Origin of the sequence: Ihubacter massiliensis (genome assembly GCF_024125305.1) — a bacterium.
GTDB lineage: Bacteria > Bacillota > Clostridia > Peptostreptococcales > Anaerovoracaceae > Hominibacterium > Hominibacterium faecale.
This window is the reverse complement of the sequence record NZ_JAMXVH010000001.1, coordinates 1,566,308-1,581,405: the sequence shown is the minus strand read 5'-3', so window position 1 is coordinate 1,581,405 and position 15,098 is coordinate 1,566,308. Positions and strand designations below refer to the sequence as shown.

Below are 15,098 nucleotides of genomic sequence, written 5' to 3'. Positions count from 1 at the left end.
TTCTGCTTGAGGCAGGGATCACCACCGTTTCTTCTGATGCAGTACGCGCAAAATTGTTCGGGTTTTTCTTCGAGGATAAGGCAGGCTACGGCGATTTGGTTCGGATCGACCCTGAGGGGAGCAAAATTCTTTATCTGTGCTTCAATACTTAGCGACGCATCTTATAAAGGCGTATCTGCATCAAACGAAACATGATATTTGCCAGAACGAGTACCGACTTCTAAATCGAACGATGGAATGGAGTTGAAAAATGAAAAAAACTTATAATAAAAAAAGTATTGCAATTTGCATTTTAATTCTTTTAATCATAGGGCTATCCATAGAGGTTTATAAGTTTGTTAAAACAAACACAGGAATTATCGTATGGGATTATCAAATTGCATGTGATGCGTTTTCAACAGCGCGCGAAAGATTGGATGAAGGTCAAATGACGGATGAACAGATCGCATTGGAGTTGGCGGGGGAGACCTTTCAACCGATCTGGCAGACAAGAGATTTAACCAAACCATTGCTGATCCGCTCAAAATGGTACTCTGATAACCTGTACAATTTTTTGTTTGCGTGTTCTGCCGCAGGAGATCTTTCAGATCAGGAACTAAAGGCTGCAATCAGCAAAATAGAGGATGTGTCTGAAGAACTAAACCTAATAGAGTGGGGCGATATACGGGCTAATGAATCGTGGACAGGGCAGAAGACTGCAATCTTTGAAACGATTGAAAAGGTGGATAAAATATTGGAGGATTATTGATTTGTTCTGTTATTTGAGGCGTGCAGTTATAATTTTTGTGTGTATCATTTTGCTCATAGCAATTGTTCTGGCAGCGATGGCTTATTTGAATGGCAAAACCAAAGGTTCAGATAAAAGAAGACCTCAAAGAAGTGGGAGCAGGCAAAAATGCAGAGATCATGCGTTTTGATAAAATCAATCATTCAATTGTCGCAATGATAAAAGATGGCGATACGATTCAATGTGCAATATATGATAAACTGCCGTTTGTCTCACTTTATAACAGAGTTTCCATGATGGCGATCAACGAAGGGAACAATCCTGTCGTACTGACCAACGGCTGGGATATTTACATACTGGGAATTTCAGAAAATGATCTTGCTGTTGAAAATGTCCAACGCTGGAAAGGTACATGGACGGAAAGGCTGATTGGTTTTTTCATAAGTGTTCTTTCGGCGATCATTGTAATTGTTATAATTGCATGTGTAAAAAGAAGGAAAAATGAAAATTCAGAAGGAAAACAGGATTGCAAAAGAAAGAACCATGTGACGATATCAAAGAGGTGATTTTATGAAGTATAAACCATTAAAAAAGACGATAGGGATAAAATTGCTTACAGGAATCATTTTGATAGTCTATGTTATTAACCGTATGTATACATGCGCAATAACTGCTGCGCAACTTGAGATTATTCCTTTTATGGCATGTTGTATCGTTATTGTAATGGCGGGATTTGCATTGGCTGCCGCATGTGAGTATTTTGCTAATAAAAAGCGCGCCCATCCGATTTCTGGAGCACCCCTGAAACAACTCGTTGAAGGCGTGTTTGTTACGGTGGTAATCATCATCATCTGTATCATTATTTATGTTATATAGTCGAGCAGAGGCTGGTGTACTGACACGCTGATCATTCGGCAAACGACTTGAAGGAGTTTCAATGTGTCAGTACCCAGGAAAACAACCTCGGCTCCTATCTTTTTATGCGCCTTTCTGCACGAATATTTTTCATCTGACTAAAAAAGGATGCGATTGCAATCAAAGAAAAAATCCTGTTTACAATTACATCCTAAAGTGTGTTAATGCAATTCGCCTAGTAGCTTATTGATATTGTTGCGACGGCCACTATGAATTAGGAGAGCTATATTTCTGGTGCGGACGGCTGAACAGTGGGGAAGATGAAGTGGAGCGGATTTATTACGTTACAACAAATTCAGATTTGTTCAGCTTTTATATATAACGGGCAGCATATCTACCGATTCATGTGATTACAGATTGGAGGAAATAATATGTTAGTAACATTTTTCCCGCTTATTACCCTTGCGGTTGTGGGGAGCATTATCATAGCAGTTATTGTACTGTGCTATAAGAAAATCAGCAAAAAAAAGAAATAGCGAGGGGCCAGGAAGCATTTACCGAAAATAACCTGACTTCCCATTCAGATCAGGCCAGATGCAAAAGACGGATGATTTGACGGATCTGCTCCCGATCTTTAATATCCTCTTCAAAGGTGCAAATCAAGCTTTGGAAAGGATAGATGCCATTTTTACAATAGTGGGCCAGCTTTTCCCGATTGCTTTCCTGATAATCGGGCCTGTCCAGCAAGCCCAGATGCTCCCAAATGAGCATCCTTTGATCCCAGGGATGCTCCAGCAAAAAATCGGGATAGATGATCTTGCCGCCAATAACAAGGCGGGGCTCGTATTGGTAACTGATGCCGCAGGCTTCCAGCTCGTTTGCGATCAGAACTTCTGATTTGGAGCGCATTAGGATTCCACCATTGCTCAGGTATTTCAGCTGCTCCCTTTTGTAAGGGTTTGCGCTGGCGGTATTCTTTCCCGAGGTACCCAGGAAAGAGTAGATTGGGAGGCCCTGGTAGGATGATGGAAAAGATGCAATCAGCTCTGAAGGAATGATCGGAATATAATGGGCATCATACCAATCTGCTAAATCTCGATTTTCCTCCAGGATTGAAATCTCTTTCTGCAGATAACGCCTTCTTGCCAGGGCTGAAATCAGTTCCCGATTTCTTGTAATACCCGTTTCTTTCTGTCGATATTTGTGATAATAGCAGCCCTTTTTTAAAATGAGGCTGCCCTTGGGCAAAGCATTCAATTCCGCTTTCTTTTCTTTGATGAGATCTGCCAGCATATGGGAGGCTCCTTTCTTTACATGTAAAATATTACCATAAAAAGAAAAGGATGTAAAGGCAAGGCAGGAAAAGTTTTCTGTTTTTTACGGTTTTTGTGGCAATAAAAATAAAATCATCGCTGGACGGCTTCAAAATGGATATTTGCGATGATTTTAGGGGTGTTTTCCCGTAAAAACAGAGTATTATGTAAACGAATTATCGCTTGCAGACTGTTTTCAGATAGACAGCGATGAAAAATCATCGTGGGTCAAGCAGAAAAGTTGGAATAGCGGTAAATTTCTGCCCGGGAGACTTTCCGGCCGGCCCCAGCCGTATCCACATCAAACGGCCCGGCTCCAGAACCAACCTCATCCGCAGCAGCCCCCAGCCAGCCCCACAGCCTTTCAAAAGCAGCAAAAAAGCACCACCGCACCTCGCGGCGATGCTTTTTAGCCCTGCAACTTTCTAATCTTCGTGGTGCTGGTATTTTTCCTTCGTTGCCATGCCGCCGCGAATATGTCTTTCAGCCTTGTTGTTATCTAAAACCGCCTTGACCTGCGCGGCCAGACCGGGATTTATCTCAAGGAGCCGTTCAGTGATGTCCTTGTGTACTGTAGATTTGGAGACACGAAATTTTTTTGCAGTTGCTCTGACTGTTGCACCCGTTTCAATTATGTAATCGGCCAGCTCCAGTACCCTCTCTTCTATGTAATCCTTCATGTTAAGACAGTTCACCACCTCTTGTAATATTTAAACAGCTAAAAATAACCATTTTGTTATCACAATATATGAGAGAAAGATCACGCTTATGCTTACTTTCTTTTGTAAAACAGCAAAACACCCTGCATTCGAAAGGATACAGGGTGTCTGCCACACAAATTACCATTATATAAAATCGGAGATTGAGAATGCTAAGCGGCTTCGTCTTCTGTTCGGAACAACAGACTCTGCCTTTCCAGTTCCGTGACATGGCTGTTTTTTGCTTTGGCATAGACGGCCAGGATCAGACCCAGCGCGAACCAGCCGCAGACCAGCGCCCACTCGATGGGAACCAGAGGGCTGGGACCCATGGGCAGATACAGATAAGCGAAAAATAACGCTACGCCAACGGACATGGCGCCTACAAACTTGGCGTATTTCACCTTGTAAGGGCGGTGCATTTCCGGCTGTTTCACACGAAGAACAATAAAGGACAGCGAAACCATCAGATAAATGATTACAACTCCGAAGGAGCTGGCATTGACAAACCAGGTCAGCGCCCCCGCGCCCAGCAGACAAGAAAAGGTAGAAAGTCCGCCGCAGAATAAAACGGCATTGCTGGGCGTGTGATACTTGGGATGCACTTTAGCCAGAAAACCCGGCAGCATTTTGGCGTTGGCCAAAGAGAAGAGAACCCTGGCCCCGCCGTATAAAAAGCCATTCCAGCTGGTGAGAATACCGCACATAGCGCCGATGATACAGACTTTCCCCCAAATGGGATTGCCGAAAGCAAAAGCCATGGCATCGGCTACCGGAATTACGCCGCCGGTGCGCACGCTGCCTGGTGCGGAAATGCAAGTCGCAAAAATCATCAGCATATACCAGGCAGCAGCCATGCAAATGGATATGATCAAAATCCTGGGGATTTTTTTCAGCGGAACATCCATTTCACTGGCGGATTGGGGAATGACATCAAAGCCGACGAACATAGCGGGCACCATGAGCAGTACCACGGTAAACCCGTTAAAAGATGTAAAAAGCGGTTTTGTATACTCAATGTCCCCGAAAGCCACGCCACCGGAAAGGAAGAGAATTCCAACGGCGACGAGGCCGACGGTGGCAATTGTCTGAAATACGGCGGCCTGTTTGGCACCCCGATAATTGACGATCGTAATGATCACAGAGGCAATTACCGATATGAGGGCGACGGACAAATAAACATCCGAACCCTGAATCGTCCACAAACGCCCAAATTCTGGTATGGGCACTATGTAATTTAAGGCAGTCGTGAACGCAGGGCCTTCCCAGGCCGCAACACCTAAATAGGCAAAGGCTGTCGCAAGTCCGGCAAAGACCGCCGGCCAATAGCCCATTGCTTTATATGAAAACACAACACTTCCCCCTGTAAAAGGGATTGCAGGAGTCAGCTCTGCATAGACGAGTCCTACGAATATGCAGAGCACAGCCCCTACGATGTATGCGCTGATAGCACCAGCCATTCCTGCCGAGGCCGCCCACTGACCGGAGAGCATGATCCAGCCCCATCCGATCATCGTTCCAAAGGCCATGGCAAGTACGTCTCTTGATTTAAAAGACTTTTCTAAAGTCTGATTTCCTGAATTCATTAAAAGATCCTCCTTGTTTCATACGTTTTGCTTTGCGAAGTACCGGTTTTCTTGGATTCGCCTATATAACACACAATAATCGTGCCAAAACCAAAAGATAAGACAAAAAAGGCAAAAATAAAATAAAAAATGCGTGAATTTCAAAGGGTTTCCAGAAATAAAAACGACGCAGCAGCATTCGGGCGGCCGCGGATTGCTCGGTAAAAAAGTGCCGGTCGGCAATTTTTTGCCGGACAAAGGGAAAATTTTTTCGGATGTGCGTTAAGACTTTTCTGAGATTCTTATCAATATTTTCCTTATTTTCTGGCAAAACTAAGTTCAAACTGCTAGAATAAAGGAGGTAACAAATTTTGGGATTTTCAGAGGAAGTGGGCATTGACCTGGGCACGGCCAATGTGTTAGTGTACATCAAGGGCCAGGGGATCGTCTTAAATGAACCGTCCGTGGTCGCCATCAGCAAGGATACCAACGAAATATTGGCCGTGGGTGAAGAGGCCAGAGAGATGCTGGGAAGGACACCAGCCAGCATCGTAGCGGTCAGGCCGCTGAAGGACGGTGTCATATCGGATTATGACGTGACGGAGAGGATGCTCAAATATTTCATCCGCAAAGCCTGCGGAAGCAGCAAATTCTTTCGTCCTAAGCTGATGGTATGCGTACCCAGCGGCGTGACGGAAGTAGAAAAGCGGGCGGTCCGCGAGGCGGCCACCCAGGCAGGCGGAAAATCCGTATTCCTCATGGAAGAGCCGGTGGCCGCAGCCATCGGAGCCGGTCTGGATATTGCAAAACCCGATGGTATCATGATCATTGACATCGGCGGAGGAACCACCGACATCGCCGTGATTTCCATGGGCGGGATTGTTACCAGCATTTCAGAAAAGGTGGCCGGAGATCGTTTTGACGAAGCCATCATAAAATACTTGCGAAAACATCATAACCTTTATATAGGAGAGCGGACAGCCGAAGATCTGAAGATCAAAATCGGAACCGCCTATCCGCGGGAAGAGAGCGTTTCCATCGAATGCAAGGGCAGAGATCTGGTTACCGGACTGCCCAAGACCATCCTGGTAACATCGGAGGAAATGCTGGAAGCCCTGGACGAGCCCCTTTCCATCATTTGTGAGTCCGTTCACAATGTGCTGGAAAAGACGCCGCCGGAACTGGCCGCCGACATTAGCAACTCCGGGATCGTCCTCACGGGTGGCGGTGCCTATCTGTGGGGAATTGATAAACGAATCGAGGAGCGCACCGGCATACAGGTGCGGATCGCAGAAGATGCCAAGTCCTGCGTTGCCATCGGAACAGGTGAAGCTCTGGACAATATGGAGGTTATTCGAAGAAGCCAATTAAACAGAAGGGAGACCTATATTTGAAGCTGGAATTGATCGCGACAGCCACGTTTGGGCTGGAAGCCGTAGTAAAAAGAGAAATACAAGATCTGGGATACAAAATCTTGAAAACAGAAGATGGAAAGGTAACCTATCTAGGAGACGAGCGGGCGGTAGTGAGGAGCAATCTTTGGCTCCGCAGCGCCGACCGGGTCCTGCTCAAGCTGGGTGAATTTACAGCTCTCACCTTTGAAGAGCTGTTCCAGCAGATAAAAGGGATCAGTTGGGAGGAACTGATCCCGCCGGACGGGAAATTTACCGTTACCGGAAGTTCGGTAAAATCCAAGCTCCACAGCGTTCCAAGCTGTCAGAGCATCACAAAAAAAGCCATTGTAGAAAGGCTTGCGGAGGCCTATGGCATTACCCGCTTTGAAGAGACCGGCGCCGAATATACGGTTAAGGTGACCCTGCTCAAGGACCGGGTTACGGTGACAGTCGACACCAGCGGAGCGGGGCTACATAAGCGGGGCTACCGAACGGCGGACGTAGCGGCACCCATAAAAGAGACGCTGGCTGCCGCCCTGGTACAGCTGTCTTTTTGGAAAGCGGGAAGACTGCTGGTGGATCCGTGCTGCGGTTCGGGAACCATTCCCATCGAAGCCGCCATGATCGGCCGCAACATCGCTCCAGGTCTCAGCCGGGAGTTTGCCAGCGAGGAATGGGAGCTGACTCCCAAGGCAATGTGGAAGGAGGAGCGGCAGGCGGCTTTTCAGGAAATTGACTATGACGCGGACCTTCTCATTAAAGGGTCGGACATCGATAAAGGAGCCATAGAAGCGGCGCGGGAAAACGCCATCGAAGCCGGCGTGGACGACTGTATCGAATTTCAGATTATGGACATAACCAAGCTGCGTCCCGGAGATGTAAAAGACGGCATCATCATCACCAACCCGCCTTACGGCGAGCGGATCGGGGACAAAAAGACCATCGAACGAATTTACAGCAGCCTCAGCTTTTACATGAAGAAAAATCCGGCATGGTCGCTGTTTTTCATTACAACGGATAAAGAGGCGGAAGAAAAGATCATGGGCCGCCCCGCCGACCGCAGGCGAAAGCTGTATAACGGAAGGCTGGAGGTTTGCTACTATCAGTTCCATGGAAAAAGGGAAAAGAAAGATGAATCTGATCGTCGATAAGAAACTCAAGACCCCGGTCTATCTGCAGATTGTTTCCCAGATCAAACGAAAAATCATCAGCGGCGACCTGGCATCCGGATACGCCCTTCCATCGGAGCGGAATTTGGCGGACAATCTGGGGATTCACCGTAATACGGTGGTCCGGGCCTACACGGAGCTGAAAGCGGACGGACTCATCACCTCCTATCAAGGGGTGGGATACCGGGTCCAATATCGCACACAAGAAGACCAAAAACAGAAAAAGTCGGTCAACTGGCCCAGCCAGGTTAAGGAAGAGTATCTCAAGCTGGAAAGCGCTTTTGACGATCTGTTTATAAAAGCCCAGACCGAAAGCAAGATCTCCTTTGCCGCGGGGATGGCGGCAGGTGAAGTTTACGGCCAGGACGAGGTCGCGGACTGCCTGGCTAAGATTATGGCTTCTGGAAACCGCCCGTCATATTTTTACACGCCCTATCAGGGCGACCTGGAGCTGCGCAGGGAAATCGCCGCTTTCATGCGGACCAAAGGGGTGCTGACCAATCCGGGACAGATTCAAATCTTTTCCGAAAATAATCAAGCGCTGGATTTCCTGGTCACCCTGCTGCTGCTTCCCGGAGATAAAATCTTTACCGAGGAAAGCACGTCCCCGGATGTGTACCGGGCGATTGAACTGGCGGGGGGAGAAATCGTTCCCGTACCCATGGATGAGGAGGGGATGATCTGCGACTGCCTGGAACCGCTTATTGAGCTGCACAGGCCCAGATTCATCTATATTAATTGCAGCTATCATAATCCGACCGGTATTGTTCTTTCCATGGAGCGCAGGAAAAAGCTGCTGGAGCTTTCCTATCAATACCGGATCCCCATCGTGGAGGAGGATGAAGCATCGGAGCTTTACTTTGAAGGCAATAAAATGCCTTCGCTCAAATCCATGGATCCGGGAGAGAACGTCATCTATATGTATTCCTTCTCTCTGACTCTGGTTCCGGGCGTCGGGGTTTCCTTTATGATCGCCCCGAAGGAAGTGGTCAAAAGCCTGAGCAACCTGGTGTCAGTCCGGCTGGTGACCTTGGACTGGACTCCCCAGCATCTGGCCTGCCAGTATCTGAAAGACGGAACCTTCGCTGAAAAACTGGAAGACTTCCGGCAAATTTATAAGCGCAAGCGGGATCTGATGTGCGCTTGTCTGGACCAGGCAAAAAAAACGGTGAGTCTCTCCTATGAAAAACCCAAAGGCGGCGTATATCTGTGGGTAAAGCTTCCGGCCAATCTGGATGTGGCCCTGCTGACAAAAGAGGCGGAGCGGATGGGCGTTTCCTTCATACCGGGCGGAATTTTTTTCCCGGGAAAAGCGCCCGAAGGCAATTACATACGGCTCAATTATTCCTATCCCACGGAAGAGCAGATAAAAAAAGGGATGGAACTTTTAATACAGTCCATGCAGAAAATTCAGAAAAATAGCGGTTCCCAGCCTTCAATGCTCTAAATCAAAGTGCTGGCACACTCACAAACAAAAGTGCTGGTACTTTTTGTTTGAGGATAAATATAGTATTATTTTGTTAAAGATAGGCAAAATAATTTCGTAAATGCAAATAATTAAATGAATGAAAAGGAGAATAGACAAATGGCAGTAAATTTAAAAGGAAGAAGTTTCTTAACACTGATGGATTTCACTCCAGAAGAAATCCGTTATATGCTGGATTTGGCTCACGATCTGAAAGCGAAGAAGAGAGCCGGTATCCACAATGAGGTACTGAAAGGCAAGAACGTTGTTCTGCTGTTTGAAAAAACTTCAACAAGAACCAGATGCGCATTCGAAGTTGCCTGCATGGATGAAGGCGCAGGCGTGACCTTCCTCGATTCCGGAAGCTCCCAGATGGGAAAGAAAGAATCCCTGGAAGATACGGCAAAAGTTTTGGGAAGATTCTACGATGGAATCGAATACAGAGGCTACAAACAGGAAGTAGTAGAAAACCTGGCAAAACATGCGGGCGTACCGGTGTGGAACGGTCTGACCGACGTGGATCATCCAACTCAAATTCTGGCTGACATGATGACCATTGAAGAACATGTTGCAAAACCGTTGAACCGTGTAAAAGTCGTATTCAGCGGCGATATCAGAAACAACATGAGCTATGCATGGATGTACGGATGTGCCAAGATGGGTATGCATTATGTGGCCTATGGTCCGGAAGAACTGAAAGCAGAGTTGGATCAGCAGATCATCGCTAAGGTTCAGGAAGTGGCTAAGGAGACAGGCGCTACCATCGAAATTTCCAGCGATCCAGCGAGCTTAAAGGGCGCAGATGTGCTTTACGCAGATGTATGGGCTTCCATGGGTGAAGAGGCAGAGATTCCAGAACGAGTAAAACTGCTTACACCTTACAGAATCGATATGGACATGGTAAAAGCCACCGAAAATTCTGATGTGGTATTCCTCCACTGCCTGCCGTCCTTCCATGATTTTGAAACCACAATGGCCAAGACACAGAAAGAGGCCGGATACGATATCCGCGAAGTTACAGATGAAGTATTCAGAAGCAAGCACTCCAAGGTATTTGATGAAGCAGAAAACAGAATGCATACAATAAAAGCTGTTATTGTAGCGACAATTGGTTAGACTAGTAAGAGGAAAATGAGAGGAGGGTATTTATGAAACCCGGAATTAACAATTACTCTGAAATAGGTAAACTAAACAAAGTATTGCTTCACAGACTGGGCGGAGAAATCGAAGGCCTGGTACCCGACAATTTTGAGCGGCTGCTGTTTGACGATATTCCTTATTTGAAGATCGCTCAGCAGGAACACGACCGCTTTGCCGAACTCCTTCGCGAAAACGGCGTTGAAGTCATCTACTATGTGGATGAGACGGCAAAAGCGCTCAAGACGGATGAGATCCGCAAAAACTTCGTTGATGATTTTGTTGCCGACAGCGGCATCTATTCGCAGGAGGCGCAGGAAACCGTAAGAGAATATCTGCTGGGGATGCCTTCCAAGCAGCTGGTAGAAACGGCGATCGCAGGAATTAAAAAGAGCGAAGTAGAAGTAAAGAACAAGGGCTCGCTGGCAAGCTACATTGCTTCCGGCTACCCTTACTACACCGATCCCATGCCCAACTTGTATTTTACAAGGGACCCGGGAGCCTGCGTAGGAAACGGACTGAACGTGCATCATATGAGCACTATGGCTAGGAGAAGAGAAGCTCTGCTGCTGCGCTATATGTACCTTTATAATGAAGAATTTGCTCCGGAAGGTACCCATCTATGGTACGACTACAACCAGGAATACTCCATTGAAGGAGGAGACGTTCTGGTTCTGTCCAAAGACATCTGTGCCATCGGCCTGAGCCAGAGAACAACTGCCGGCGGTATTGAACGGTTTGCGGAAAACATTCTCAAAGAATCTGCCTTTAAAAAGATTCTGGTGTTTGATATTCCAAAGAGCAGAGCCTTCATGCACCTGGATACGGTATTTACGATGGTCGATTACGACAAATTTACCATCCATCCGGAAATCGAAGGCCCTCTGCAGATTTATGAGATTACCCTCACTGCAGATGGAAAAGCCCACTTTGAAAGCATCCAGGGACAGCTGGAAGAGATTTTGAGTTCAGAACTCAAGCTGCCGGCCGTGGAACTGATCCGCTGCGGCGGCGATGATGCGATGGCTGCCCAGAGAGAGCAGTGGAACGACGGTTCCAACACGCTGGCCATCGCGCCTGGAAAGGTTATCACTTATGAAAGAAACTATGTCACCAATGAACTTCTGGAGAAGAAGGGTATTACCGTGATCACCATGCCCAGCTCCGAGCTTTCAAGAGGCAGAGGCGGCCCGAGATGTATGAGCTGCCCGGTGAACAGAGACGATCTGTAAGCATATCGTGTATAATTGATTTTAGGGAGAAGATAGAATGAAAGAAAAACTTGTAATTGCCCTGGGCGGTAACGCCCTGCAATCGGGAAAGGGAGAAGCGACCGCTGAGGCGCAGCTGGCAGTTGTACGCAGAACCTGTGAACACATTGCCCAGATCAGCGAACAAGGTTATGAAATCGCCGTTGTCCATGGAAACGGACCGCAGGTGGGAAGAATCGTCATGGCCTCAGAAGCGGCAAAAGATGTAACACCTGCCATGCCTTTCGACGTTTGCGGCGCCATGTCCCAGGGATATATCGGTTACCACATCCAACAGTGCCTGAAATATGCCCTCAATAAAACCAACCGCAACATTCCGGTGGTAACAGTGGCAACCCAGATGATCGTAGAAGAAAACGATCCGGCTTTTAAGAACCCGACAAAGCCCATCGGCCCTTTCTACTCAGAGGCAGAAGCCAAGGTGCTGGAGGCTGAAAAGGGCTATACAATGAAAGAGGATGCAGGCAGAGGCTACAGAAGAGTGGTGGCTTCTCCGCTGCCGAGAAAGATCGTTGAAATTGATGCGGTGAAACAGCTGTGGGATCATGCGATCGTAATTACCTGCGGCGGCGGCGGTATTCCGGTGGTTGAACGGCCGGACGGTACGCTGGAAGGAACGGCGGCTGTCATCGACAAAGACTTTGCTGCAGAACTTCTGGCAGAACAAGTGAACGCCGATGTGCTGATGATTTTGACAGAAGTGGAGAAGGTAGCCATCAACTTCAACAAGCCCAACCAGCAGGATCTAGAGAACATTTCTCTGGCAGAAGCGGCTCAGTATATGGAAGAAGGCCATTTTGCCGCTGGAAGTATGCTGCCTAAGGTCGAGGCTGCGATGAAGTTTGTGAGAGCTTTCCCCCAGAAGAAAGCAATCATCACTTCATTGGATAAAGCGGTGGAAGCTCTGGAAGGCAAGACTGGAACCGTACTGACCTTTAACTGATGGATTTAGAAATTTAATCGTTTGTAAATGAGGGGCAGTCCCATTAGCGAAGTTCTAATGGGATATGCCCCTTCTTCCATTTTGAATATTGGCTCTATCAATAAGGGACAAAGCTGTGCTATAATAATTGCTAAGGAGTATCGGGTGCTCGAAAGGGAAGCGACGCAAGAGGAGATAATCATATGTATTACAGCAATCTTAATATTCACATTGTAAGCCAAGAATCCTTTCTTGAATCTGCGGTAAAAAAGGCCGCAGTTCCTCAACGATTCACCATTACCGTGCGCACGTTTTCAAAGCTTACCCCGGAGAGTCTAAAGCAATACGATCTTTTAATTTTGGATGGCATAACAGGCATTCAAGAGGATGAAATAAAAAAAGGTCTCAAAGAAGATGCCAAAGTAATCCTGTACGGAAACGGAGAGGAGCTGGCGAATCTTCAGAAAAAGCTGGGACAGCAATATGAAGATCTGTGGATTAAGCCCTGCCAATGGGATTTCATAACAGCTCGATTGGAACATCTGCTGAATAAGATTAAATTGGAAAAGGACCTGTGGATCACGCAGAATTACCTAGATACTGCTATGGACAGTATTCCTGACCTGATCTGGTTCAAGGATATCCGCGGAGCTCATCTGAAAGTCAATCAAGCTTTTTGTGAAGCAGTGGGCAAGACAAAAGAAGATATACAGGGCAGGGGCCACTACTACATATGGGACCTGGAGCCGGAAGAGTATGCAAAAGGAGAATACGTTTGTCTGGAGACAGAAGAAGAGGTGCTGCGGAGGAAAGAAACCTGCCTCTTCGACGAGCGGGTAAAAAGCAAGAATGGGCTGCGCCAGTTCAAAACTTATAAGTCCCCGATTTTTGGCCAGGACGGGCAGGTGCTGGGGACCGTGGGAATCGCCCATGATGTGACCGATCTGCAAAATATGGGAACTGAACTGGAAATCGTGCTTCAGAGCATGCCCTTTGCCATTCTTGTGAAAAACAGCGATGGTATTATTCTCAATATTAATCGTAAGTTCTCCGAGTATTTTGGCGTATCGGCAGAAGAGATGGCAGGCCTGGACTATGATTCGTGGCTGGAAAAGCTTAATTATAAGTTCACAGACAGGCAAACGGACGGCTGTATGGAAATTGCAATTCAAACAGACGGGCAGGAACATATACTGGAATTTCATAAGGAACCGATTTATGATATCTTTTCTGATCTGGTGGGTGAAATCTGTATCTGCAGAGAAGTGACAGTGGAACGGGCTTTGGAACAGCAGATTCTTCACAACTCCCATACGGATTTTTTGACGGGACTGTATAACAGACGTTATTTCTATGAATATATGGCAGAGAATCGAAAAGACAGAAAGATCAGTATGATCTATATGGACATGGATGGCTTTAAACAGGTGAACGACACTTGGGGACATAAGGCTGGAGACGAAGCGCTCATTCTAGCGGCCCGAACGATGGAAGCTTGTTTTCCTGACGCTTTTGTCACCCGTCTTGGCGGGGACGAATTCCTGATCACCATTCTTGGCTGCTGCGAATTAGCCATTTTGCAGGAGCGGGCGCAGGGCCTTCTATACAAGATGGAGGAGGCGTTTTCAGAATGCGGGGCTTTAGAACAGTTGTCTGCCAGCATCGGAATCGCACAGAGCCGCGATCCTCAGGCGGATATCGATACCGTGCTACGTTGGAGCGATATGGCCCTCTATAGGGCAAAAGAACAAGGGGGAGGTCGATGCTGCGTTTATTGTTCAGCGCTAGACTATTAAGAAAAATGGAAATATATGTTTGTGTGGATAAATTTCACTTGAATTTACACGCATAAGATGATATCATGCTATCCGTACTTGCTTTTAGGTTACACAGAAGAATAGTTGAACAGTTGAAAAAAAGGGAATCTTTATGGAAATTGAGTTAAAGTATGCAATCAACAGCAAAGAGATCGCGCAGCAGATCTGGGATGACGAAGAATTAAAGGCGATAGAAGAACCCCAGACCAGGGAAACCGTGTTTATGAAAGCGACCTATTTTGATACGGACGACTTTGATCTATGCAAAAACGATATGGCTTATCGTGTTCGCAGTGACGGAGACCGGCTGGTTGCTTCGCTCAAATGGGGCGGAAAAAACGAAGGCGCGCTCCACACAAGGGAGGAGATCAATATCCCGGTGACCAATAACCACCCCAATCCGGTTACGTTTGAAGAAAGCGATATTGGTAAGGATCTGATTCAGATTATCAGCGGCAAGCCGCTGCGTCCGATCATGGAAATGCAGATTGAACGGCGCAGATTCCGGCTGGATACAAAAGATACGATCATGGAGGTTTCAATCGACGGCGGCAAGATCGCTACTGAAATGGGATCGGCTCCTATATGCGAGGTCGAGGTGGAACTGTTTTCCGGTGAACAGGAACCGCTTCTTGAAATCGGACAACTGTTGAAGGAAAAGTATGGCGTCGTATCAGAAAAACGAAGTAAATTTTACAGGGGGTTAGTCCTTCTGGGACAGCGATAAGAAGCTGTTTTTACGATAAAAGAGCGAAAAAAGGGACG

14 protein-coding genes are annotated in these 15,098 nt (G+C 47.0%); 11 read left to right on the top strand and 3 right to left on the bottom strand.

Annotated features, from left to right (window positions below):
* The first annotated feature begins 250 nt into the window (after nucleotides 1-250).
* The 3 genes from NIA71_RS07235 to NIA71_RS07225 all read left to right on the top strand — a co-directional run bounded on the left by NIA71_RS07235 (nucleotide 251) and on the right by NIA71_RS07225 (nucleotide 1,603).
* A complete protein-coding gene (locus tag NIA71_RS07235; protein ID WP_148397335.1) occupies nucleotides 251-748 on the top strand; it encodes a hypothetical protein in 498 nt (165 codons plus the stop codon).
* A gap of 89 nt (nucleotides 749-837) precedes the next feature.
* Nucleotides 838-1,293: a hypothetical protein gene (locus NIA71_RS07230; RefSeq protein ID WP_253020050.1), complete on the top strand. Its 456-nt coding sequence runs from the start codon at nucleotides 838-840 to the stop codon at nucleotides 1,291-1,293.
* A 4-nt stretch (nucleotides 1,294-1,297) separates the two neighbouring features.
* Complete coding sequence (locus tag NIA71_RS07225) at nucleotides 1,298-1,603, top strand: hypothetical protein (protein ID WP_253020049.1); 306 nt, start codon at nucleotides 1,298-1,300, stop codon at nucleotides 1,601-1,603.
* Nucleotides 1,604-2,167: 564 nt separating this feature from the next.
* On the opposite strand, the gene NIA71_RS07220 is transcribed toward NIA71_RS07225, so the two are convergent.
* From NIA71_RS07220 to NIA71_RS07210, 3 genes are all read right to left on the bottom strand, one after another.
* Nucleotides 2,168-2,875: a hypothetical protein gene (locus NIA71_RS07220; RefSeq protein WP_253020048.1), complete on the bottom strand. Its 708-nt coding sequence runs from the start codon at nucleotides 2,873-2,875 to the stop codon at nucleotides 2,168-2,170.
* Between the two features lie 445 nt (nucleotides 2,876-3,320).
* Nucleotides 3,321-3,575: a sporulation transcriptional regulator SpoIIID gene (gene spoIIID, locus NIA71_RS07215; RefSeq protein ID WP_148399140.1), complete on the bottom strand. Its 255-nt coding sequence runs from the start codon at nucleotides 3,573-3,575 to the stop codon at nucleotides 3,321-3,323.
* 191 nt (nucleotides 3,576-3,766) lie between these two features.
* On the bottom strand, nucleotides 3,767-5,179 hold the full coding sequence (locus tag NIA71_RS07210; RefSeq protein WP_148399139.1) for an APC family permease: 1,413 nt from the start codon (nucleotides 5,177-5,179) through the stop codon (nucleotides 3,767-3,769).
* Between the two features lie 347 nt (nucleotides 5,180-5,526).
* Here NIA71_RS07210 and mreB point away from each other — a divergent pair, with 347 nt between their 5' ends.
* From mreB to NIA71_RS07170, 8 genes are all read left to right on the top strand, one after another.
* Nucleotides 5,527-6,552 carry a rod shape-determining protein MreB gene (gene mreB / locus NIA71_RS07205; protein WP_253021284.1) on the top strand — a complete coding sequence of 342 codons (1,026 nt, stop codon included), beginning with the start codon at nucleotides 5,527-5,529 and terminating at the stop codon, nucleotides 6,550-6,552.
* Complete coding sequence (locus NIA71_RS07200) at nucleotides 6,549-7,703, top strand: THUMP domain-containing class I SAM-dependent RNA methyltransferase (RefSeq protein WP_253020047.1); 1,155 nt, start codon at nucleotides 6,549-6,551, stop codon at nucleotides 7,701-7,703. Before mreB ends, NIA71_RS07200 begins: the two co-directional genes overlap by 4 nt.
* Nucleotides 7,684-9,168 carry a PLP-dependent aminotransferase family protein gene (locus tag NIA71_RS07195; protein ID WP_253020046.1) on the top strand — a complete coding sequence of 495 codons (1,485 nt, stop codon included), beginning with the start codon at nucleotides 7,684-7,686 and terminating at the stop codon, nucleotides 9,166-9,168. The genes NIA71_RS07200 and NIA71_RS07195 overlap by 20 nt, the downstream gene beginning before the upstream one ends.
* 138 nt (nucleotides 9,169-9,306) lie before the next feature.
* A complete protein-coding gene (gene argF, locus NIA71_RS07190; RefSeq protein ID WP_148399135.1) occupies nucleotides 9,307-10,302 on the top strand; it encodes an ornithine carbamoyltransferase in 996 nt (331 codons plus the stop codon).
* A gap of 32 nt (nucleotides 10,303-10,334) precedes the next feature.
* A complete protein-coding gene (gene arcA / locus NIA71_RS07185) occupies nucleotides 10,335-11,555 on the top strand; it encodes an arginine deiminase (protein WP_148399134.1) in 1,221 nt (406 codons plus the stop codon).
* Between the two features lie 37 nt (nucleotides 11,556-11,592).
* Nucleotides 11,593-12,537 (top strand): carbamate kinase, encoded by a 945-nt coding sequence (gene arcC, locus NIA71_RS07180; RefSeq protein WP_148399133.1) that lies wholly within the window; start codon nucleotides 11,593-11,595, stop codon nucleotides 12,535-12,537.
* 182 nt (nucleotides 12,538-12,719) lie between these two features.
* Nucleotides 12,720-14,312 (top strand): sensor domain-containing diguanylate cyclase, encoded by a 1,593-nt coding sequence (locus NIA71_RS07175; RefSeq protein ID WP_148399132.1) that lies wholly within the window; start codon nucleotides 12,720-12,722, stop codon nucleotides 14,310-14,312.
* Between the two features lie 133 nt (nucleotides 14,313-14,445).
* Nucleotides 14,446-15,060 (top strand): CYTH domain-containing protein, encoded by a 615-nt coding sequence (locus NIA71_RS07170; RefSeq protein WP_148399131.1) that lies wholly within the window; start codon nucleotides 14,446-14,448, stop codon nucleotides 15,058-15,060.
* The last annotated feature ends 38 nt before the right edge of the window (nucleotides 15,061-15,098 follow it).

What these genes read in the sequence shown, in the direction of transcription:
- NIA71_RS07235 (WP_148397335.1), top strand. Translation starts at nt 251, where the DNA reads ATGAAAAAAACTTATAATAAAAAAAGTATTGCAATTTGCATTTTAATT.
- NIA71_RS07230 (WP_253020050.1), top strand. Translation starts at nt 838, where the DNA reads ATGGCAAAACCAAAGGTTCAGATAAAAGAAGACCTCAAAGAAGTGGGA.
- NIA71_RS07225 (WP_253020049.1), top strand. Translation starts at nt 1,298, where the DNA reads ATGAAGTATAAACCATTAAAAAAGACGATAGGGATAAAATTGCTTACA.
- NIA71_RS07220 (WP_253020048.1), bottom strand. Translation starts at nt 2,875, where the DNA reads ATGCTGGCAGATCTCATCAAAGAAAAGAAAGCGGAATTGAATGCTTTG.
- spoIIID (WP_148399140.1), bottom strand. Translation starts at nt 3,575, where the DNA reads ATGAAGGATTACATAGAAGAGAGGGTACTGGAGCTGGCCGATTACATA.
- NIA71_RS07210 (WP_148399139.1), bottom strand. Translation starts at nt 5,179, where the DNA reads ATGAATTCAGGAAATCAGACTTTAGAAAAGTCTTTTAAATCAAGAGAC.
- NIA71_RS07195 (WP_253020046.1), top strand. Translation starts at nt 7,684, where the DNA reads ATGAATCTGATCGTCGATAAGAAACTCAAGACCCCGGTCTATCTGCAG.
- argF (WP_148399135.1), top strand. Translation starts at nt 9,307, where the DNA reads ATGGCAGTAAATTTAAAAGGAAGAAGTTTCTTAACACTGATGGATTTC.
- arcA (WP_148399134.1), top strand. Translation starts at nt 10,335, where the DNA reads ATGAAACCCGGAATTAACAATTACTCTGAAATAGGTAAACTAAACAAA.
- arcC (WP_148399133.1), top strand. Translation starts at nt 11,593, where the DNA reads ATGAAAGAAAAACTTGTAATTGCCCTGGGCGGTAACGCCCTGCAATCG.
- NIA71_RS07175 (WP_148399132.1), top strand. Translation starts at nt 12,720, where the DNA reads ATGTATTACAGCAATCTTAATATTCACATTGTAAGCCAAGAATCCTTT.
- NIA71_RS07170 (WP_148399131.1), top strand. Translation starts at nt 14,446, where the DNA reads ATGGAAATTGAGTTAAAGTATGCAATCAACAGCAAAGAGATCGCGCAG.